Annotated in this window: 13 protein-coding genes and 1 riboswitch; of the genes, 7 read left to right on the forward strand and 6 right to left on the reverse strand. The window is 43.6% G+C overall.

Going from position 1 to position 21,006, the window contains the following annotated elements:
- Positions 1-740: 740 nt before the first annotated feature.
- Positions 741-2,021 carry a cation:proton antiporter gene (locus tag FTW16_RS06225; protein ID WP_136979351.1) on the reverse strand — a complete coding sequence of 427 codons (1,281 nt, stop codon included), beginning with the start codon at positions 2,019-2,021 and terminating at the stop codon, positions 741-743.
- A 169-nt stretch (positions 2,022-2,190) separates the two neighbouring features.
- Here FTW16_RS06225 and metH point away from each other — a divergent pair, with 169 nt between their 5' ends.
- Positions 2,191-5,868, forward strand: a complete 3,678-nt coding sequence (gene metH / locus FTW16_RS06230) for a methionine synthase (protein ID WP_146490457.1) — start codon at positions 2,191-2,193, stop codon at positions 5,866-5,868.
- Between the two features lie 114 nt (positions 5,869-5,982).
- On the opposite strand, the gene lysC is transcribed toward metH, so the two are convergent.
- Entirely contained in the window at positions 5,983-7,350 is a 1,368-nt protein-coding gene (lysC, locus tag FTW16_RS06235; protein WP_146490458.1) for a lysine-sensitive aspartokinase 3, read from the reverse strand.
- Between the two features lie 108 nt (positions 7,351-7,458).
- Positions 7,459-7,636, reverse strand: a riboswitch (Lysine riboswitch).
- Between the two features lie 176 nt (positions 7,637-7,812).
- Here lysC and FTW16_RS06240 point away from each other — a divergent pair.
- On the forward strand, positions 7,813-8,952 hold the full coding sequence (locus tag FTW16_RS06240; RefSeq protein ID WP_146490459.1) for a pyridoxal-phosphate-dependent aminotransferase family protein: 1,140 nt from the start codon (positions 7,813-7,815) through the stop codon (positions 8,950-8,952).
- A gap of 101 nt (positions 8,953-9,053) precedes the next feature.
- Here FTW16_RS06240 and FTW16_RS06245 read toward each other — a convergent pair whose 3' ends face one another.
- The 4 genes from FTW16_RS06245 to FTW16_RS06260 all read right to left on the reverse strand — a co-directional run bounded on the left by FTW16_RS06245 (position 9,054) and on the right by FTW16_RS06260 (position 15,572).
- The gene (locus FTW16_RS06245; RefSeq protein WP_146490460.1) at positions 9,054-10,817 is read right to left on the reverse strand and encodes a PglL family O-oligosaccharyltransferase; all 1,764 of its coding nucleotides are present in this window, start codon (positions 10,815-10,817) and stop codon (positions 9,054-9,056) included.
- Between the two features lie 95 nt (positions 10,818-10,912).
- Positions 10,913-13,744 carry an excinuclease ABC subunit UvrA gene (uvrA, locus tag FTW16_RS06250; protein WP_146490461.1) on the reverse strand — a complete coding sequence of 944 codons (2,832 nt, stop codon included), beginning with the start codon at positions 13,742-13,744 and terminating at the stop codon, positions 10,913-10,915.
- Positions 13,745-13,894: 150 nt separating this feature from the next.
- Positions 13,895-14,767, reverse strand: coding sequence for a UTP--glucose-1-phosphate uridylyltransferase GalU (galU, locus tag FTW16_RS06255; RefSeq protein ID WP_061019114.1), 873 nt, complete (start codon positions 14,765-14,767; stop codon positions 13,895-13,897).
- A 157-nt stretch (positions 14,768-14,924) separates the two neighbouring features.
- Positions 14,925-15,572, reverse strand: coding sequence for a LuxR C-terminal-related transcriptional regulator (locus tag FTW16_RS06260; RefSeq protein ID WP_060982966.1), 648 nt, complete (start codon positions 15,570-15,572; stop codon positions 14,925-14,927).
- Between the two features lie 278 nt (positions 15,573-15,850).
- Between FTW16_RS06260 and FTW16_RS06265 the strand changes: the two genes are divergently transcribed.
- From FTW16_RS06265 to FTW16_RS06285, 5 genes are all read left to right on the forward strand, one after another.
- Positions 15,851-16,408 (forward strand): single-stranded DNA-binding protein, encoded by a 558-nt coding sequence (locus FTW16_RS06265; protein ID WP_017061342.1) that lies wholly within the window; start codon positions 15,851-15,853, stop codon positions 16,406-16,408.
- Positions 16,409-16,569: 161 nt separating this feature from the next.
- Positions 16,570-18,585: an RNase E specificity factor CsrD gene (gene csrD / locus FTW16_RS06270; RefSeq protein WP_146490462.1), complete on the forward strand. Its 2,016-nt coding sequence runs from the start codon at positions 16,570-16,572 to the stop codon at positions 18,583-18,585.
- 2 nt (positions 18,586-18,587) lie between these two features.
- A complete protein-coding gene (locus FTW16_RS06275) occupies positions 18,588-20,030 on the forward strand; it encodes an MSHA biogenesis protein MshI (protein WP_146490463.1) in 1,443 nt (480 codons plus the stop codon).
- Entirely contained in the window at positions 20,030-20,677 is a 648-nt protein-coding gene (gene pilO / locus FTW16_RS06280) for a type 4a pilus biogenesis protein PilO (RefSeq protein ID WP_146490464.1), read from the forward strand. The genes FTW16_RS06275 and pilO overlap by 1 nt, the downstream gene beginning before the upstream one ends.
- Positions 20,670-21,005 (forward strand): MSHA biogenesis protein MshK, encoded by a 336-nt coding sequence (locus FTW16_RS06285; protein ID WP_146490465.1) that lies wholly within the window; start codon positions 20,670-20,672, stop codon positions 21,003-21,005. Before pilO ends, FTW16_RS06285 begins: the two co-directional genes overlap by 8 nt.
- Position 21,006: the final 1 nt, after the last annotated feature.

The raw sequence follows: 21,006 nt of genomic DNA on the forward strand, positions 1-21,006 counted from the left end.
ATCTCTCCACCCCTGCCATATTTAAGGCTCTAGCAGAAATGCTAGAGCCTTTTTATTTTCTGAATCAAATATACGCTATTAGCGGAGCAGCGGATTCTCCGACTTACCAAAACAGCGTGTGTTTGGGGGTAAACCTCTACTCCTGCTATACACAAAGCCTCAGTAAAAAGGCTAGGGCTTGGGGGAACTAGACGTCTCCTTGGCTCGTCAGTTCGGTCGAATCTCGGAGTGCTGGCTCATTCGAACCCTGCTATATTTAAGACTCTAGACTGAGCGTCCCTGCAGGAATGCTAGAGCCTTTATTAGAGGTAACGCGGGAAGCACCAAGTACTCCTTTAGCTATCTCTATCTACTCAACACTCATTTTGCTCTGTAATTCTGCTAGTTAATAACTAACGCTATTCTAGCGAGACATTGAGTCCCGTTATTTGTGTTTCAAGGTGCAAGGTGAAGCCGTTCGATTGATACTTATATAATCTTGGAAGTGGTTTATTGGGTAGACTAGCGAGGGCGCAGAATAACGAGTTCTCTGTATGACTTGAGCTCCTGAAAGAGTTCTGGCCAAACTTAATCCTCCTCCACATTAAGGTTTTTGTTTACTCAAATACTAGCAGTATCAAATATCGATATAAGCTCTATGTTCCACGTATACTCTTCAGCGAGGGAATTGGTGAGTTTGACTTTCATTACGTATAAAAAAGGCCACCTAAAGTAGACGGCCTCGGTTGATCATCTAGATGTTAATCTAGCTCTTTCTCTGCTTGTTTTGCTTTCTCTATCATAGGAGTGATTGTTGAGCCTTGAATCAGAATAGAGAACACAACAACAGCATATGTCATGACAAGGATTATCTCTTTAACATCTATTGCCTTGTCTTCAATTACCCAGATACCTGAAGGGATTGAAAGTGCCATGGCTAGTGCTAAACCACCGCGTAAACCACCCCAAGTTAGAATCTTAATCGACCACGGGTTGTAAGTTCTAAAACGTTTAAATCCAATGTAAGACAAGAAAACACTTAAGTAGCGAGCACTCAATACAAGGGGGACTGCGAACGCCATTAAGATCCAGTCTTCTTGGTGGAATTTGAATAGCAGCATCGACATACCAATTAACAAGAATAATACGCCGTTTAAGAATTCATCTATCAATTCCCAGAAATGATCTAGGTGATCTTCACTCTCTTTTGAGAATCCGATAAAGCGAGTCCAGTTACCAATCATGATACCTGATACCACCATCGCTAATGGACCTGATACATGTAGAACTTCAGCAAACGCATAACCAGCAGTTGGGATGCCGATGGTTAATAGCAACTCCATCGAGTGGTCATCGGTATTGCTGATTAGGTAATGGAATACAAGACCTAAAACAAAACCGTAGACGATGCCGCCAATTGCCTCTTGAACGAATAGCATGGTCACACTACCGACGGTTGGCGCTTCTGTGCCGAATGCGATAGTAAATAGGGTTACGAAGATCACTAAGCCAAAACCATCGTTGAATAGAGATTCTCCTTCGATTTGAGTAGAGATTCTTCTGGGCGCATCGAGCTTCTTTACTATTGCTAAAACGGCAATTGGATCGGTTGGAGAGATTAACGAGCCAAAGAGTAGGCAGTAAATCAGATCAAATTGAATGCCGATGACCTGACAGAACCCGTACAGTACAAAACCGATAAAGAAGGTTGAAAACAGCGTAGCACCTAACGCGAGTACAGTTATTTCCCACTTTTGGTCTTTTAGGTTTGGTAACTTAATCCCTAAACCACCGGCAAAGAGTAAGAACCCCAATATTCCCTTAAGTAGGAAATCTTCAAAGTTGATACTGGCAACGGTTTCTGAGGCGATGTCAGCCAGTTGGAACCAATTGTTTTGTCCCGCAATGATAATCAATAGAGATAACATCATTGAGCCAGCTGTGATGGCGATGGTTGTCTGCATTTTACCAATTTTTGTATTCACGAAAGCAATAAGCATGGCTGCAGCGGACAAGAAGCATAAGGTGTAATAGACCGACATTGGGATTCCAACATGTAACAAAGTATGAATATGAATTTTCGTTGTCTCATGCTCAAATAGCAAACATTTTTTTGTCATGAGTCGGTAATCAATTTCCTTTTTTAGACGTCTAGACTCCTTTTTAATGTGTGATAGGATGGAGGGATAATTAAAGGAATGAGGTTGTACCGTGGGAAGTAATGTAAGGCAAAAGATTGACGCTCTGTTGAAGCAACGAATTTTACTGATTGATGGTGGTATGGGTACCATGATTCAGGATTATAAATTGGAAGAGCAAGACTATCGTGGTGAACGCTTTGCTGATTGGCACAGTGACTTAAAAGGCAACAATGACCTTTTAGTTCTTACGCAGCCTAAGCTTATCAAAGATATCCATTCAGAATACTTGGAAGCTGGGGCAGACATCCTCGAAACCAATACCTTTAACGCTACAACTATCGCTATGGCCGACTATGATATGGAAAGCCTTAGTGACGAAATTAATTTTGCTGCTGCCAAGCTTGCTCGTGAAGCGGCTGATGAGTGGACAGCAAAGACTCCAGAAAAGCCTCGCTTTGTTGCGGGTGTGTTAGGCCCAACCAACCGAACTTGTTCTATCTCGCCTGATGTAAATGATCCAGGGTACCGTAATGTTAGCTTTGACGAATTGGTTGAAGCCTATTCTGAATCGACCCGTGCGCTTATTAAGGGTGGCTCAGATCTTATTCTTATCGAGACTATCTTCGATACGTTGAACGCGAAAGCGTGTGCTTTTGCCGTTGAATCTGTTTTTGAAGAAGTGGGTATTACTCTTCCAGTGATGATCTCCGGTACCATCACTGATGCATCAGGTCGTACGCTTTCAGGGCAGACAACAGAAGCATTCTATAATGCCCTTCGTCATGTTAAACCTATCTCATTTGGACTGAATTGTGCTCTAGGCCCTGACGAACTGCGTGAGTATGTTGGTGAGATGTCTCGCATCTCAGAATGCAATGTTTCGGCTCACCCTAACGCGGGGTTACCTAACGCATTTGGTGAGTATGACCTTTCTCCTGAAGATATGGCCGAACACGTTAAAGAATGGGCTGAAAGTGGTTTCTTGAACCTAATTGGTGGTTGTTGTGGTACTACTCCAGAGCATATCCGCCAAATGGCTGAGGCTGTTGAAGGTGTAACGCCGCGTCAATTGCCAGACTTACCGGTTTCTTGTCGCCTTTCGGGGCTAGAGCCTCTGACGATTGCTAAAGAATCTTTATTCGTGAATGTGGGTGAGCGTACCAATGTGACGGGCTCAGCTCGCTTTAAGCGCCTGATTAAAGAAGAGCTTTACGACGAAGCCTTGAGTGTTGCTCGAGAGCAAGTTGAGAACGGTGCTCAAATTATCGATATCAACATGGATGAAGGGATGCTAGACGCTGAAGCGTGTATGGTTAAATTCCTTAATTTATGTGCCTCTGAACCAGAAATTTCAAAAGTACCAGTAATGGTCGATTCTTCAAAATGGGAAGTTATCGAAGCTGGCCTGAAATGTATTCAGGGTAAAGGTATAGTCAACTCTATCTCTCTAAAAGAAGGCAAAGAGAAATTTGTCGAGCAAGCCAAGTTAGTTCGTCGCTATGGTGCTGCCGTTATTGTGATGGCTTTTGATGAAGTTGGTCAGGCTGATACTCGAGAGCGTAAAGTTGAGATCTGTACCAATGCCTACAACATTCTTGTGGATGAAGTTGGCTTCCCTCCTGAAGACATTATTTTTGATCCGAACATTTTTGCAGTAGCTACTGGTATTGATGAACATAACAACTATGCGGTTGATTTCATTGAAGCAGTGGGAGACATCAAACGCGATCTCCCTCATGCGATGATCTCTGGTGGCGTATCTAACGTGTCGTTCTCATTCCGCGGCAATAACTACGTCCGTGAGGCAATCCACGCAGTATTCCTATATCACTGTTTTAAAAATGGTATGGATATGGGCATTGTAAATGCTGGTCAACTGGAGATTTACGATAATGTTCCTGAAGACCTGCGTGATGCTGTTGAAGATGTAGTACTAAACCGCCGTGATGATTCGACGGAACGTTTGCTTGATATGGCAACTGAGTACCTAGAGCGAGCAGTAGGTAAAGTTGAAGATAAGTCAGCTCTAGAATGGCGTACTTGGCCTGTAGAGAAGCGCTTAGAGCACTCTTTGGTTAAAGGTATTACAGACTTTATAGTTGAAGACACTGAAGAAGCTCGTGTTAATGCCTCTCGTCCTATTGAGGTGATTGAAGGTCCTCTAATGGACGGCATGAACGTTGTTGGTGACCTATTTGGTGAAGGTAAGATGTTCTTACCACAGGTAGTTAAGTCTGCGCGTGTAATGAAGCAGGCTGTTGCGCACTTAGAACCGTTCATCAATGCATCCAAAGAAGTGGGTGCGACTAACGGTAAGATTCTGTTAGCGACCGTTAAAGGCGACGTACACGATATCGGTAAGAATATCGTTGGTGTGGTTTTGCAGTGTAATAACTACGAAATTATCGACTTAGGTGTGATGGTTTCTTGTGAAAAGATTCTTAAGGTCGCGAAAGAAGAGAACGTCGACATTATCGGCTTATCTGGTTTGATCACACCATCTCTTGATGAAATGGTGCACGTTGCCAAAGAGATGGAAAGACAAGGCTTTAAGCTTCCTCTTTTGATTGGTGGTGCAACCACATCTAAAGCTCACACTGCTGTTAAGATTGAACAGAATTACTCAGAGCCAGTGGTTTATGTAAACAACGCCTCTCGTGCTGTGGGTGTATGTACGTCACTGCTTTCTGATGAATTGAAACCTGCTTTCGTTGAGAAGTTGGATATCGATTATGATCGCGTTCGTGATCAACATAATCGTAAGAAGCCTCGCACTAAGCCTGTGACACTTGAAAAAGCTCGTGCTAATAAAGTGGCTATTGATTGGGATGCTTATACACCACCGGCACCGGCTAAGCCGGGAGTGCACATTTTCAAAGATTTTGATGTGGCTACTTTGCGTCAGTACATCGATTGGACGCCATTCTTCATGACGTGGTCTTTAGTTGGTAAGTACCCTGCGATTCTTGAGCATGAAGAAGTGGGCGAAGAAGCGCAACGTTTATTCAAAGACGCTAACGATCTGTTAGACCGTGTGGAGAAAGATAAACTACTTGAAGCTCGCGGTATGTGTGCCATGTTCCCAGCGAACAGTGTTGGTGATGATATTGAGGTGTATACCGATGAATCTCGCACCGAAGTCCTAAAGGTTCTACACAACCTTCGTCAACAGACAGAGAAACCAAAAGGCTTTAACTATTGCCTGTCAGATTACATTGCTCCAAAAGAAAGTGGTAAAGCGGACTGGATTGGTGGCTTTGCGGTAACGGGTGGTATTGGTGAGCGTGAGCTGGCTGATGAATACAAAGCGAAAGGCGATGATTACAATGCAATCATGATTCAAGCGGTTGCTGATCGATTGGCTGAAGCGTTCGCGGAGTACCTGCATAAAGAAGTGAGAAAGGATATTTGGGGTTACTCGCCAGATGAAGACTTATCGAACGATGATTTGATTCGTGAGAAATACCAAGGTATTCGCCCTGCTCCAGGTTACCCTGCTTGCCCAGAGCATACCGAGAAAGGTACGTTGTGGGAGTTAATGAATGTTGAGAAAGCGATTGATATGTCCTTAACGTCGAGCTATGCGATGTGGCCTGGTGCTTCTGTGTCTGGTATGTACTTCTCACACCCTGATGCTCGATACTTTGCTATTGCACAGATTCAACAGGATCAAGTGGATAGCTATGCCGATCGTAAAGGATGGGATATGTTAGAAGCTGAGAAGTGGTTAGGTCCAAACATTAACTAGTTTGAATCTATGACGGGCTTTGATTCGTAAAGTAAAAAGAGAAAGGGTTGCTTAATAGCAACCCTTTTTGTATTTGTGATTTGGTTAATTCAAACCAACCTATTAAACGCTTTCTTATTCAAATAGCTCTTGATGCAGTTTTTGAATTGCCAGTTTAGATACAGGTTCATCTAATAAGAAACATAGGTTGTGTGGGCTTGCTCCGTAACAAATCATACGTAGGTTGAAATCTTCTAGAGTGCCGAAGACCTGCTTTGCATAGCCTTTGCTTTCACTCATGTTGTTACCAATAAGAGCAACAAGGCATAGATCGTGTTCAATATCTACAGAACACAGATCCTCAAGCTCAATGCGAGCGGCTTCTGGCAACTGAGGAGCACCACCTGATGTATCTGTTTGATCGAGAGTGAGTGAGACACTGATCTCTGAGGTAGTGATAAGATCGACAGAGATCTTATGCTTAGCGAGGATCTCGAACACTTTTGCGAGGAAGCCATAAGCATGGAACATATTGGCGCTGCGTAGCGTAACCATGGTTTGGTTGCAGCGTAGGGCAAGCGCTCTGAACAGAGGGGAGCTTTCAACTTGTTGACGAATCCATGTGCCACCGAGCTCTGGTGCTTTTGATGAGCCGACAAATACCGGAATTTGGTGGCGTAGTGCCGGGACTAGAGTCGATGGGTGTAAGATCTTCGCGCCAAAGTTTGCCATTTCCGATGCTTCGCTGAAGCTGATCTCTGGGATAGGAGAGGCCTTAGGAGCAATACGTGGATCGGTAGTATAGATACCCGGAACATCCGTCCAGATCTCTAAGCCAATCGCTTGTACCGACTCGGCAATCAGTGCCGCTGAATAATCACTGCCACCGCGGCCTAGGGTCGTGGTGTTACCTTCGCTATCAGCACCGATAAAGCCTTGGGTAACGACAACTTGTTGTTGGCACAGTGGAATCAATTTCTCTTTTGCCAAAGCAGCAATCTCTTCTAGCTGTGGTTCTGCTTTTCCGAAATCATCATTGGTGCGCATCACTTCTCTGATATCGAAACGAACCGCAGGTGTTCCGCGCTCGCGAAGGATTTGAGCAAGGATGTGTGTCGACATCAACTCGCCACATGCTACAAGGTGATCAGTCAGCTTAGTACTTGCTTGAAATGATGCGGCTTCTGCTGCGCTCGCAATGTCATCAAGAATGCTGTGAACTTCTTTTTCGATGCTGATTGGGTCTGCGAGTTGGTCAAGAATCGCATTATGAATGTCCGTTAATTGCGTCATTAGTTTCTGACGACGAGCTTTGTCTTGAACACCATTCGCCAGTTCAACCAGCAAATTGGTCACACCAGAACATGCACTACTCACGACTAATTTCGTATTTGAGTTGTTTTCAATAATGGCAGCACAGCGGCTCATGGCTTCAAAGTTGGCAACACTTGTTCCGCCAAACTTAGCGACATTAAAAGAACCAGCTACATTAGATGCACTCACGATATATCTCCCACGACTTCCTAAAATAAAATTACTGTTGGGTAATCCAACGTCCGATGTTTTTCGAAGAGAGTTTTAGAGCAAAAAGAGAGGAATTATTAGAATAGTAACCCCAGAAGCTCTTCACCATATAGAAATGGCGACAGTTGACGGGATTCAGCCCGCTCAACCGATAATAAAGGTCCTGCATCCTTTTATTATCTCGGCACTGCTCCCCATAAATGTTTTGTATTGGAAATGCGGTTCCACAAAACATCTGCCTGGGCAGTGCTCCTCTTCTGCTAGATAGCCATTTCATTGAACGTGTTTGCGGTAACAATGTCAATTGGTAACTTGAGATAATTGAAAAATAATTTTAACAATTATGTGACAGTGGTTTGACCTCAATACTTATGGCTAATTGCTGAGGTAATCAATTTGCTTTAGGGTGGATTGTTCACAACATTAACGTAAGGGATGTACATGTCTAATTTAACACTCACTACTGCTATCGATAGCTTTTATCCACCACACCGAACGTTAATGGGACCGGGTCCTTCTGATATCTCGCCTCAAGTGCTGCAGGCTTTGAGTCGCCCAACCATAGGTCATCTAGATCCACTGTTTATTGCGATGATGGATGAGCTTAAACAGCTTCTTAAATACGCTTTTCAGACGGAAAACGAATTTACGATTGCCGTTTCTGCTCCGGGAAGTGCGGGTATGGAGACCTGTTTTGTTAACTTGATTGAGCCTGGTGAAAAGGTGATCGTTTGTCGTAACGGTGTCTTCGGTGAGCGTATGCGAGAAAACGTGGTGCGTTGTGGTGGCGAAGCCATCCTTGTTGACGACGAGTGGGGCAAGCCCGTCTCAGTTGAAAAGGTCGAGCAAGCATTGACAGACAATCCCGATGCTGTTGCTGTGGCTTTTGTTCATGCAGAGACATCAACCGGAGCGCTATCTGATGCTCAAGCTATCTCAGCTATCGCTCGTCAGTTTGATGCGTTAACGATTGTTGACGCAGTGACATCACTAGGTGGTGTGCCATTGCTGGTTGATGAGTGGCAGCTTGATGCGGTTTATTCTGGAAGTCAAAAGTGTTTGTCTTGTGTGCCGGGTCTATCTCCGGTGACTTTCTCTCAGCGTGCCGTTGATAAAATGAAAGCCCGCCAAGCGCCAGTGCAAAGTTGGTTCTTAGATCAAAGCCTAGTATTAGGTTACTGGAGCGGTGAAGGTAAGCGCAGCTACCACCATACCGCACCCGTAAATAGCCTTTATGCACTGCACGAGTCTCTCGTTCTATTGAAAAATGAAGGCCTAGATAATGCGTGGTCTCGTCATCATGCTATGCACCAAGAGCTTAAAGAAGGTGTAGAAGCATTAGGGTTAAGGTTTGTGGTCGATGAAGAGAGCCGCTTGCCGCAGCTGAACGCACTTTATTTCCCTGAAGGCATTGATGAGGCTAAGATCAGAACGCAGCTTTTAGAAGAGTATAACCTTGAGATTGGTGCTGGGCTTGGTTCTTTGGCTGGTAAGGCATGGCGTATCGGCTTGATGGGCTACGGTGCTCGCAAAGAGAATGTCGCGCTGTGTCTTAAAGCGCTGCAAGATGTACTTAAATAATCGAACTAGACTCGTTTCAAAGAAAAGCGCACGATCCTCGTGCGCTTTTTTGTGTTTGTTCTAAAAATAAGATGCAATAGTTACATCTCTTTAGTCCTTGGCTACTCTGCCGATGAGACATTGTTTTCTGCTTGAGATATTTTCTTGTATTGAACCTGTGAAAAGTCTCTGTCTGGAAATAAAAACTTTGCTTCACTACGGATTTGTTCCGCTTTGCTTTCTTCCCCTAAACCTTGGTAAGCAAGGATCAGGTTACTGTAGAACGCTGGTCTTGGTTTACTCTTTATGATCTCTAGTGACCAATCAACGTAGGGCTGAATAAGGCTAGGGTCACCTTTATAAAGACCAATGTTTAGGTAGGTGCTGTATATATCCCAATCGTAGCGATCTTTCCACACCACAGGGTTCGTTACCTGCTTAAGAATGTCTGGGTTCTTCGGCTTAGAAAGTTCAAACTTAGTCAGTACATAGTTGGTATGCAGGGCGCTCAACATATAAAAACTGACTAAGATAGGTATTACTAAGCTCGACACTCTAAACAGGGTCTTGCTGATGATACTGAACGGCTGTTGATAATGTCGGGAAGAGCGCTGATCGACCCAGTAAATCAATATAATGAATGTTATCCAGTGAATCGCCGAGTGATAAAAAGGATACTCAAGCTGAGAGTGCAAAAGAATTGGGATGAATAAAGCGAGCAGGGCTAGACGCGTTCCCTTTGCAGAACTTGCTATACGTGACATAACCAATATTGCAGCAATCAAGATCCCGATGATTGGTACAATTCCCCCTTCTACCCCCCAAAACAGAAACTCATTGTGGGGGTGATCCATTGCTGGAAGCCCCGGATGATAGTTTGAATTGAGTTGGTGCTGACGAGCGGTATAAAGGGTGTACTCTGATTCAAATTTCCCGTAGCCGTAACCAGTAAATGGTTTTTCTACCAACATGTCTAGTGTTTGAGGGAAGGTGTAAGCGCGAGGGCTTTCTAGGTTCGCTTTCTTACTCGCTATGCTATCTGTAGCGCTAAGGTTTATGACAGTAAACGCAACCACAATACCTACAACAACTGATGCGCACCATCCATAGAAGCGTTTCTTGGTCGAAAATTTATATAGGTAAGGAAGAATACACACAAAGCCGATGAGTGCCGCTAACCATCCGGTACGTGATGCGATGATGATCAGCAATGGTACGGTTAAGGTTGGGGTTAGGTATAGTAAGAATGACTCGCTAATTTTGTGATTATATTTAGCGGGCTGTCTTGCCAAAAGGTAAGCGGACAGCACAAAACCCGTAGCTAAAAAGCTGGCCATTACATTCGGTTGTTGGAATATCCCATATGGTCGGTTTGCAGCAGTGTTGTAACCAAATAGGTTGCCAGGCTCTAGTAAGAAATATTGCATATAGCCAAATAGTGCTTGTATAACAACAGCAAGCACAATGAACCACAACATGCGCTGCTTGTGTTTATTGCTGAACTTAAATTGTTGCAGCACGACAAATAATGCAAAGCCTGCCCACAATCCAAGCAAGCGTCCTGATGCTCCTTGAGGTGCGGCATTGCTGTATAAAATGGGTAGCGTGAGTATGATACAGCTTATCAACAAGCCAATCGTTAATTTTGAATACTTAAGTACTCGGTTGGTAGCGAGTTGGTAAAAGCCAATTGCTAGCGTGAAGCTTAGCGCCAGCCAAGTTGTTGGGTTAAATGATAACGCAAGCCCCGAGCCTCCAGGATTAGGCATGAAAAAATGCATGGCTAACAAGAATACAACAGCTAAAGAAGCCAGAAATGCTTTGTTGAGTGGTAGCTGAGTGACCTGATTTTCTAGCTGGGTGCCGCTAGTGTGTATTGTTGCCATAAATCCCTAACCTTATAAAACAGAGCTTGTTCCTTCTGAAACAAGCTCTGTTACTTTAACATTTTTCTGTCTGCTCGCAGGGCGCTATTTTACACCTACTTCAAATTTAACATAGGCTTAAGGAAGCGAGCAGTGTGTGAACCTTCGACTAACGCCACATCTTCAGGTGTACCTTCTGCAACAATCTCGCCACCACCTTGTCCGCCTTCTGGGCCAAGATCTAGGATCCAGTCTGCTGTTTTAACGACATCTAAGTTGTGCTCAATCACGACAACCGTATTACCGTGATCACGCAACCTATGTAGTACCGTTAACAACTGCTGGATATCGTGGAAATGAAGACCTGTTGTTGGCTCATCGAGAATGTATAAGGTTTTTCCTGTGTCTCGTTTCGATAGCTCTCGCGCCAATTTAACACGCTGGGCTTCACCACCAGACAAGGTTGTCGCTGCTTGCCCCAAGCGAATGTAAGATAGACCCACGTCCATGAGTGTTTGTAGCTTACGAGCGATAACAGGTACTGGATTGAAGAACTCGCGTGCATCTTCTACGGTCATCTCAAGAACTTCGTCTATGGTTTTGCCCTTATAGCGAACCTCTAGAGTCTCACGGTTATAGCGCTTGCCTTTACACACATCGCAAGGTACATACACATCCGGCAAGAAGTGCATCTCTACTTTGATTACGCCATCGCCCTGACAAGCCTCACAACGGCCACCACGAACGTTAAAGCTGAATCGACCTGGTTTATAACCACGAGAACGTGACTCTTGTGTGCCCGCGAATAGTTCACGAATAGGAGTAAAAATCCCTGTATAAGTTGCAGGGTTTGATCTTGGTGTACGACCGATAGGGCTTTGATCTATGTCGATCACCTTATCAAAATGTTCTAATCCTTTAATCTTTTTGTGTTGTGCAGGAACTGCAGTCGTGGCCCCGTTTAATTGAGTGTGGGCGACTTTGAAGAAGGTGTCATTGATCAGCGTGGATTTCCCCGAACCTGATACCCCCGTAATACAACTGAATAAGCCTACAGGAATCGTCGCAGTGACATTCTTTAGGTTGTTCCCCGTTGCGCCTACAATCTCTACGACCTTTTTCTTATCGATAGGTGTTCTCTTTTCTGGCACTGCAATTTCTTTAGCACCGCTCAAGTATTGGCCTGTCAAAGAGTTCGGGTTGTCGATGATGTCTTGCATGGTGCCTTCTGCTACCACGTGTCCACCATGCACCCCCGCCCCTGGACCGATATCGATAACATGGTCAGCACAACGAATTGCATCTTCGTCATGCTCCACGACTAGCACGGTATTACCTAAGTCCCTGAGGTGAATTAAGGTTTGCAGTAGACGTTCATTATCGCGCTGATGGAGTCCAATTGATGGCTCATCCAGTACATACATAACGCCAACTAAACCGGCACCGATTTGACTCGCCAAGCGAATACGTTGCGCCTCACCACCAGACAGCGTTTCAGCACTGCGTGATAGGTTAAGGTAGTTCAAACCTACGTTGACTAAGAAATGTAGACGATCATTGATCTCTTTCATCACTTTATCTGCGATCTGCCCACGCTGACCGTCTAACTTCAATTCTTGGAAAAATTGTAGTGCGTCAGCAATGCTCAGTTCAACGATTTCCGGCAGTGTTGTATCACCAATGAAAACATTTCGAGCTTCTAATCTTAAGCGAGTGCCATCACAGCTTGAACAAGACTTGGTTGAAATGTACTTGGCGAGATCTTCACGCACCGCGCTAGATTCAGTATCACGATAACGGCGCTCTAAGGTATTTAAAATTCCCTCGAATGGATGACGCTTAACTCGAATGTCACCTCGGTCATTGATGTACTTGAATTCTACTTCAGTACGACCTGATCCTTTTAGAATGATCTCTTGAGTCTTTTTAGGTAGAGAATTAAATGGCGCATATAGATCAAAACCATAATGCTCTGACAACGACGTTAGCATCTGGAAATAGTAGTAGTTCTTTTGATCCCAACCTTTGATTGCACCTTCAGCTATGCTGAGGTTCTCATCTAAAATCACTCGGCTTGGATCAAAATACTGCTGAACCCCAAGGCCATCACAAGTACCGCATGCCCCTGCTGGATTATTGAAAGAGAATAGGCGAGGCTCAAGCTCTTGCATGCTGTAGCCACACTTTGGACAAGCGAAGTTAGCAGAAAATACGATTTCTTCTTGATCTGTTTCGTCCATCCAACCGACGACAGCAATACCACCAGATAGCTCTAATGTGGTCTCGAATGACTCGGCTAAACGCTGTTGAAGATCAGGACGAACCTTAAATCTGTCTACCACGACTTCAATGGTGTGCTTTTTATGAAGTTCAAGTGCTGGTGGATCGGATAGGTCACAGGTTTCACCATCAATGCGCGCACGGATAAAGCCTTGCGCAGCTAAGTTTTCCAGTGTTTTAACATGTTCGCCTTTGCGCTCTTTGACGATCGGTGCCATTAACATCATCTTTGAGCCTTCAGGCCGTTCTAATACTTTATCGACCATTTGGCTGATAGTTTGCGCCGCGAGGGGGATATTGTGATCTGGACAGCGAGGTTCGCCAACTCGCGCGTACAGTAATCTAAGGTAGTCATAGACTTCAGTAATAGTACCGACGGTTGAACGAGGGTTATGTGACGTCGATTTTTGTTCTATTGAGATCGCAGGAGACAAGCCTTCAATGTGGTCGACATCAGGCTTTTCCATAAGAGATAGAAATTGACGAGCGTAAGCCGACAAAGACTCAACATAACGACGTTGACCTTCTGCGTAGAGAGTATCAAACGCAAGTGACGACTTTCCTGAACCTGATAATCCTGTGATAACCGTCAGCTTATCACGAGGTATGGTTAGGTTGACGTCTTTGAGGTTATGCGTACGAGCGCCTCTGATTTCTATTTTATCCATCTCAATAGACCATGTAATTTTAAGTGGCTAAAGTATTACATAGAGTGAGATTCGTGCAAAGTTTTACTGGATAAAAAAACAGTAAAACAAAAAAGGGCGACTCACAGAGTCACCCTTTTACAATTCGAAACGCTAGTTATTAACCGGGCGTTATGCTTCTTTCTTGGTCGAGTGTTTACCTAACTCGATTTGCTTTTGGTCTTTTTTGTATAGGTTTTCAAAGCAGTAGTTTGTTGCTTCGATATAACCTTCAACACTACCACAGTCAAAACGTTGGCCTTTAAATTTGTAAGCTAATACACAGCCCGCTTTTGCTTGTTTTAGCAATGCATCGGTAATCTGGATCTCGCCGCCTTTACCTGGTTCAGTCTGTTCGATAAGTTCAAAGATATCCGGAGTCAGAATATAACGACCAATGATCGCTAGGTTGCTTGGAGCAGTACCTTGTTCTGGCTTCTCTACCATGTCATCAACACGGAAAAGATCGTCTTTAATCATTTCGCCAGAGATAACACCGTACTTGTGTGTCTCTTCTTCTGGTACTTCTTGAACTGCAACGATAGAACAGCGGAACTGTTTGTACAGAGCAACCATTTGAGCTAATACACCTTGTTGCTCGTTAACACAAAGGTCATCGGCAAGTACAACAGCGAACGGTTCATCACCAACGAGTTCGCGACCCGTTAAGATAGCGTGACCTAAACCTTTCATCTCACGTTGGCGAATGTAGGTGAAGTTTGCCGCTTCAATCGTTTCACGGATATTAATTAGAAGGTCTTCTTTGTTGGTGCCGCTAATTTGGTGCTCAAGCTCGTAGTTCTTATCAAAGTGGTCCATCAATGAATGCTTACCACGACCAGTGACGATACACATTCCATCCATACCAGCTTCGATAGCTTCCTCTACACCGTATTCAATCAGAGGTTTGTTTACTACAGGCATCATTTCTTTCGGCATTGACTTAGTAGCTGGTAAAAAACGTGTACCGTAGCCAGCAGCCGGGAAAAGGCACTTTTTGATCATGATAAGACCCTTTATCTATAATAATTATTGATTCAACCTGAGTGGTTGATATTTCTGAGGGCAACTCTAGCACAAGTTATGTCGAAAATTCAGCAACAATAGCCATGGTTTACTAGAGCTTCCCTCAAAATTATCGTCAGACTAAGAGGCGGATCGATTATGCAAGTAGGTTCTGGTTTGCCCAAGCAATGGCTTGAACCCTATTTTTGACTGCCAACTTCCGGAATATTTGATAAAGGTGAGATTTAACCGTGAACTCACTAATAAACAAGTCATCGGCGATTTGTGTGTTTGATGACCCTGATTGAAGGCAGCGAATCACTTGGATCTCACGAATGGTTAAATCAACATTGGTTGGTGTCGTGTTGGTATTGACCATATTACGATAATAAAACAACAGTTGATTGGTTACCTTCCTTGGCAGCCAGTTATCGCCATCAATGACTTCTTGAAGACCACGAGCAATCTTGTCCTTTTGTTCAGTGTTGTAAAAGAGTCCTTTTAGTACCCCATAGGTAAGCAGCTCTGAGGTTGGAAGTTGCTGGGGTACATTGAATAAAATGATTTCGTGATTTTTCCACATAACAGTCAGGTTAGGGCAAATAATCAGTAGTTGTGGTACCTCTCTGTAATCGACGAGCAAGATTCGGTTACTCTGTTTTCTATCAACAAGCATTAAATCGTCCGGTGTCATCTTATAAAGGATAATAGATAAGTGCTTTTCTATCTCTTTTACGTGTAGGTAGGTGTCGCTTGGATCGATGCACATAAAGTGTAAAGTGCGAGCATATCGAGACTTTCTCATTGAAACTCCGTGTTCTAATAACATGAGATTTCACGTTGTCATGCACGCTTTCGCTTCTCTAGTACCTTGTTTATGACTTGCGTTGAATATCAATCTGCGAAGTAAATGAGTGGTTTGTAAGTGGAGAAAAAAGCAACATCGCTCTGAATATCATGATTTGTTACGTTTTTATTCTTTGTAGTGGAGTGAGAATAGGAAGCGATTTATCACAGCAGAAAAGCGTGCTATTCTTGTGCGCTAAAAATTTTCTGAGACTATGAATTTAGACGGAGCAAATCATGGCTAGCCGTGGAGTTAACAAAGTTATATTAGTGGGTAACCTAGGTAATGACCCTGAAATTCGTTACATGCCAAATGGCGGCGCAGTAGCGAACATTACCATTGCAACGTCAGAGTCATGGCGTGATAAAGCAACTGGCGAGCAGCGCGAAAAAACAGAATGGCACCGTGTTGCTCTGTTTGGCAAGCTTGCGGAAGTTGCTGGTGAGTACCTACGTAAAGGTTCTCAAGTTTACATTGAAGGTCAACTTCAAACGCGTAAATGGCAAGATCAAAGCGGTCAAGATCGCTACACAACTGAAGTGGTTGTTCAAGGCTTCAATGGTGTGATGCAAATGCTTGGCGGCCGTGCTCAAGGCGGTGCTCCTGCTCAAGGTGGCATGGGTAACAACCAACAGCAAGGTGGTTGGGGTCAGCCACAGCAGCCACAACAACAGCAACAACAATACAGTGCTCCAGCTCAACAGCAGCCGAAAGCACCTCAACAAGCTCCTCAGCAGGCTCAACCTCAATATAATGAGCCGCCAATGGATTTTGATGATGACATCCCATTTTAAGCTCTGTTTTTAATATATTATAAAGATAGTATTAAATTGGAAAAAGCCGCGTTTATCGCGGCTTTTTGTTACCTACAATTCTTAACGCTTTATTTACAACGTCAATTTATAGTATAAGTAGCAATACGGTATAATGTGAGTTGAAAAGGATTTCGTTATTCATGAGATATACCCCGACACTAAAATTGAGCACCCGATTGGTCGCATTTGTCACCGTGATAGTTATCAGTGCAATGTTCATCCTTTTTATTGGTGGCACTCTCTCCTTTAAACGCATTGGGCAGGAGTATTTAGATCACTATTTGGTTGGTATTGTCGAGGTTGTAGATAAAGAGATGGAAGATCCAGACGCCGCGTATTCAATGCAGCGCTGGATGCCTAAGATGTTGCAAGCGAGCAATATTGTTGAGATGAAACTCTCGAACAAGACCGGTATCGTTTATCGTTTCAAAGATACCTCCCCACAGATAGATCCCAATCGTCTTTATGAAAAAAGCTTTATTTTAGAGCGTAATGAAGGTTACCGAATCGAATTTAAAGCGCTTCCTCCTTATATTGGCTACAACTACTCAATGGAAGCGATGTGGTCAATTACTTTGGCTGTCGCATTGGTCTTGTTCTGTCTGGCTCGCGGTGTTCGTTGGTTGAAAGAGCAACTCATGGGTTCTGAGATCTTAGAAGAGCGAGGAAGAATGATCCTTGCTGGGCAGGTTGAACCTCACGCAAAGGGGGATGAGCGTGAATGGCCTTATACTGCAAGTGAAGCCTTAGATGTATTGATTGAAGAGTTGCAAGACGCTCGTCAAGAGCGAAGTCGCTTTGATACCTTTATTCGTACCCATACCTTCCTAGATAAACTCACGGGCACGGCAAACCGAGTTTTATTTGATAATAAACTGGAATCGGTACTGCATGAAAGTGGTGCTCGAGGTGGTGTGTTACTGATACGTATCGACGAATGGGAACAAGTTCGTGATGCTAACGACAAGCAAACTACTGACGGCTTTATTATTGAAGTGGGTGAAGTCTTATCGAATATCGTTCAGCGTTATCCCGATGTCATTTTCTCTCGCTATTACGAAGCGGACTTTGCTGTATTTATCCCTCACCAGGGTGCAAAAGATATTGCGACTTTGGCAGCTCAGTGTCTAAGGCAGTTAGATAAATTAACCCCGCCAGAGCCCTTGGAATCGGATAACTGGTGTCATATCGGTGTGACTATGTATACCGAAGGTGAGCGCCACAGTCAGATCATGGATGAAACGGAAACAGCATTAAAGAGTGCCCAGCTGGAGCGTATAAATAACTGGAGCCGTTACCCGAAACAGAATAAGAATGAGTTGGATAGAGGCAGTGTTCGTTGGAGAACATTACTTGATAAAGCTCTGCTTCCTGAAAATTTAGTAATCTTTGCTCAGCGGTGTTATCTTATGCCGGAATCTGGTCAAGCTAATGAATTACATAGAGAAATATTTACTAGAATTCAGGACCCTGACAAGGGTTTATTGAAATCGTCTCGATTTATGCCTGCAGTAGAGCAAGTGGGTTATCAAGCTCAAATGGATCAATCTGTTTTGAAGGTTTTGTTGCGTTCGCTTAAAGAATCAACTCAATCTATCAATTATTCAGTGAATCTGAATGTTACCCCATTTGCTAATAAACAGCATTTTAAGTGGTTTAGGAGTGAGTTGTTACAGCTCTCTGCTCAGCACCGCTCTCAGCTTGCTTTTGAGTTTCCGGAAGGACACTTGATTGCTCATCTTGATTATATGAGACCGGTGGCAAAGATGCTGCGAGGTTTAGGGTGTAAAGTTGTGGTTGGTCAAGCGGGGCGAACGATTGTTAGTACTCACTATATAAAGGACTTGAAGGTTAATTACATTAAGCTTCATCGAAGCTTAATAAAGAAAATTGACCAAAGGCATGAGAATCAGCTGTTTGTTCGAAGCTTAATTGGGGCATGCGGTGATTCTTCAACTCAAGTTATTGCTGTTGGAGTCGAGACAAAACAAGAAAAGAATACCTTGATAGAGTTAGGCATTAACGGCTATCAAGGGAGATATTTCGACGAAGAACAACAAATTATCCCTTTGCCTAATCACGTTGAAAAGGCTGCAAAAGCGGAATCTGTTGTAAAAGTTGGACGAAGAAATCGATGGCGTAAGAGTAGTAGTTAAGTATGAATTTTAAAGCGATTTTAGACAAGATAAAGCCAACGAATAATAAAGGTAGCTCGCAAGTTGTCCTGCTGGGCAATGATGCCATTTATATTTCATCGACAGAACAAGAACCTCAAGTAACCAGCATTCCCGTGGTTAATGGGGGCTGGGAGAGTGCGCTAAAAAAATCGCTTAGCAGTGAGGCGTTTACCAGTAATCGTCTCCAGTTGGTTGTCTGTGCTAACTACTACCAGACTTATCAACTTGATAAACCGGACATTCCAGAGAGTGAATGGTCGGTTGCGTTGCCATTTTTACTCAAAGATCTCGTCTCTGAAAGAGTGACTGAGATCACGGCGAGTGCGGTCGCGCTTCCGACTTCGAACAAGCTGCAAGTGTATGTCTTGCCTAAAAAGCTGTTAGATAAGCTTCTAAATATTGCCAACTCGGTTCAGATCGAATTAGTTGGAGTAGCTCCTGAAGATGAAATCTGGGGTTACAGTGCTGGCGAGTTGTCTAATTTCATCCTTTTACAGCGCAGCTCAAATTCACACTTTAAGTTGGGTGCGTTTGTTGAAAATACCGTTTGTTTTCAAAGAACGATTCGAAGTGTTGTTCCACCTTTAACTGGCGTAGCATCAAGTGCTCTGCAGTTGGATGGCCTTGCTTTAGAACTCCAACGTTCGATAGATTACCTTTCTTCGCAAATTAAAGGCACTCAACTTCACCAGCTGAAAATCTGCTGTGATGAGGAAGATGAGGCTGAATTACAAAGCGCTTTAAATAGTACATTGAGCTCGACAGTTTCATTGTTGGTAGAAGGTGAGCGTGATAATTCAGAGAGTTTGTTGGTTAAACTCGCAGCTGAAAAAGATACTTTTAATGTCAACCTTTATCCTGAACATCTTAAACCTAAAAAAGAATATTTTACGCTTACCAATGTTGTTGCGAGTTGGGGACTAGTTTGTGTTTTATTGCTTGGTGGTTACTTCGCGATGCAGTATCAAGTTTCTAATCTAGATAAAGAATTAACAGCCCTGCAACAAGGCTCCAATCAACTTAACAATCAAGTTAACCAATTGAATAGTAAGTTAACTCAGCATAAACCGTCTCCAGAGAAAGTGGCTGCTGTTGCGCGTCTCAAACGTGAGACTGAGGCTAAAAAAGAGGCTTTGAAGGCGGTCGGACAATACGACGAATCACAACAAGTCGGGTATTCTGGCGTCATGAATTCCTTAGCTAAATTAGGCCGAAATGACATCTCTCTTTCGCACATCTACATGACCCACGATACTTTAGATCTTAGTGGTTTGGCTCGTAACGCAAATGTCGTTCCGAACTGGATTGGTCAGTTTAAAAGTGAGCTTAATTTAGTCGGACGTGCTTTTGAAAAACTTAAAATTGGTCGTAATGACCAGGACGTGGTGACGTTTGAATTAAGTACTCGCAGGGAGAGTAAATAATGCAACAGTGGAACCAGCTTAGCGATAAGTTTCTTGCATTAAGCCAAAGAGAAAAATGGCTACTTTTCGTGTGTGGTTTTGTTGGCCTGTCCATGCTGTTATTCACCTTATTGGTTGAGCCCGCGTATCTCGACTTACAAACGAAAAATGCCAAGACCACGAGCTTGACTCAATCGAATCAAAGGCAGCAGGGTGAATTACTTGTTCTGCAAGCTAAGTTAAATAAAGACCCAGATAAAGAAATTAACCTCGAATACAAGAAACTCATGCGAGAGAGCCAAGACCTTTCTTTGCAACTTTCAGAGATTGTCGATGGGTTGATTACGCCTTCTCAAATGTCGCAATTATTGGAGAGTGTTCTTAATGCCGGTAATGGTCTAAAGCTAGAGTCGCTAGAGTCGTTAAAACCGGAAGCGATTTCGAATAATAAAGAGACCAGTGAATATTCTGGCTACTTTCTTCACCCTGTGAGAATGGAATTGACGGGCAGTTACTTTGATATTTTAGCTTATCTTCAAGCGCTTGAATCTTTGCCTGTTAGCTACTACTGGCGCACATTTGAATACTCAGTAGAAGAATATCCTAAAGCTCGACTGGTGTTTGAGGTATACACGCTAGGTACTAGACAGGAGTTTATCGGTGGTTAGAACTCTTTTGTTGTTTCTGCTGTTTGGCAGTTCCGCGGTGTGGGCTGAGCAAGACCCCACTGCACCATTAGGTTGGCTTTCACCCCAACAAAAAGCAACGTCAGCTAAGAAAGCGCCAACTCGTTATCGCTTACCGTCCTTAGAAAGCATTGTATGCAAGGGAGATACACCTTGCTATGTGATTCTGAATGGTCAGATTCTCGGCCAAGGGGAAACGATCAGAGGGTACCGAGTTAAGAACATCGTTCCAGAATACGTCACTCTGCAGAGAAGCTCTAAGCAGTGGAAATTAGAGATGTTCTCTTTAGATGTTAAGAATAATAATTAAG

It is taken from the genome of Vibrio sp. T20 (genome assembly GCF_007858795.1).
GTDB lineage: Bacteria > Pseudomonadota > Gammaproteobacteria > Enterobacterales > Vibrionaceae > Vibrio > Vibrio satsumensis.

Coding starts and splice junctions, on each gene's coding strand:
- FTW16_RS06225 (WP_136979351.1), bottom strand. CDS start 2,021: ATGTCGGTCTATTACACCTTATGCTTCTTGTCCGCTGCAGCCATGCTT.
- FTW16_RS06240 (WP_146490459.1), top strand. CDS start 7,813: ATGTCTAATTTAACACTCACTACTGCTATCGATAGCTTTTATCCACCA.
- FTW16_RS06245 (WP_146490460.1), bottom strand. CDS start 10,817: ATGGCAACAATACACACTAGCGGCACCCAGCTAGAAAATCAGGTCACT.
- uvrA (WP_146490461.1), bottom strand. CDS start 13,744: ATGGATAAAATAGAAATCAGAGGCGCTCGTACGCATAACCTCAAAGAC.
- galU (WP_061019114.1), bottom strand. CDS start 14,767: ATGATCAAAAAGTGCCTTTTCCCGGCTGCTGGCTACGGTACACGTTTT.
- FTW16_RS06260 (WP_060982966.1), bottom strand. CDS start 15,572: ATGAGAAAGTCTCGATATGCTCGCACTTTACACTTTATGTGCATCGAT.
- FTW16_RS06265 (WP_017061342.1), top strand. CDS start 15,851: ATGGCTAGCCGTGGAGTTAACAAAGTTATATTAGTGGGTAACCTAGGT.
- csrD (WP_146490462.1), top strand. CDS start 16,570: ATGAGATATACCCCGACACTAAAATTGAGCACCCGATTGGTCGCATTT.
- FTW16_RS06275 (WP_146490463.1), top strand. CDS start 18,588: ATGAATTTTAAAGCGATTTTAGACAAGATAAAGCCAACGAATAATAAA.
- pilO (WP_146490464.1), top strand. CDS start 20,030: ATGCAACAGTGGAACCAGCTTAGCGATAAGTTTCTTGCATTAAGCCAA.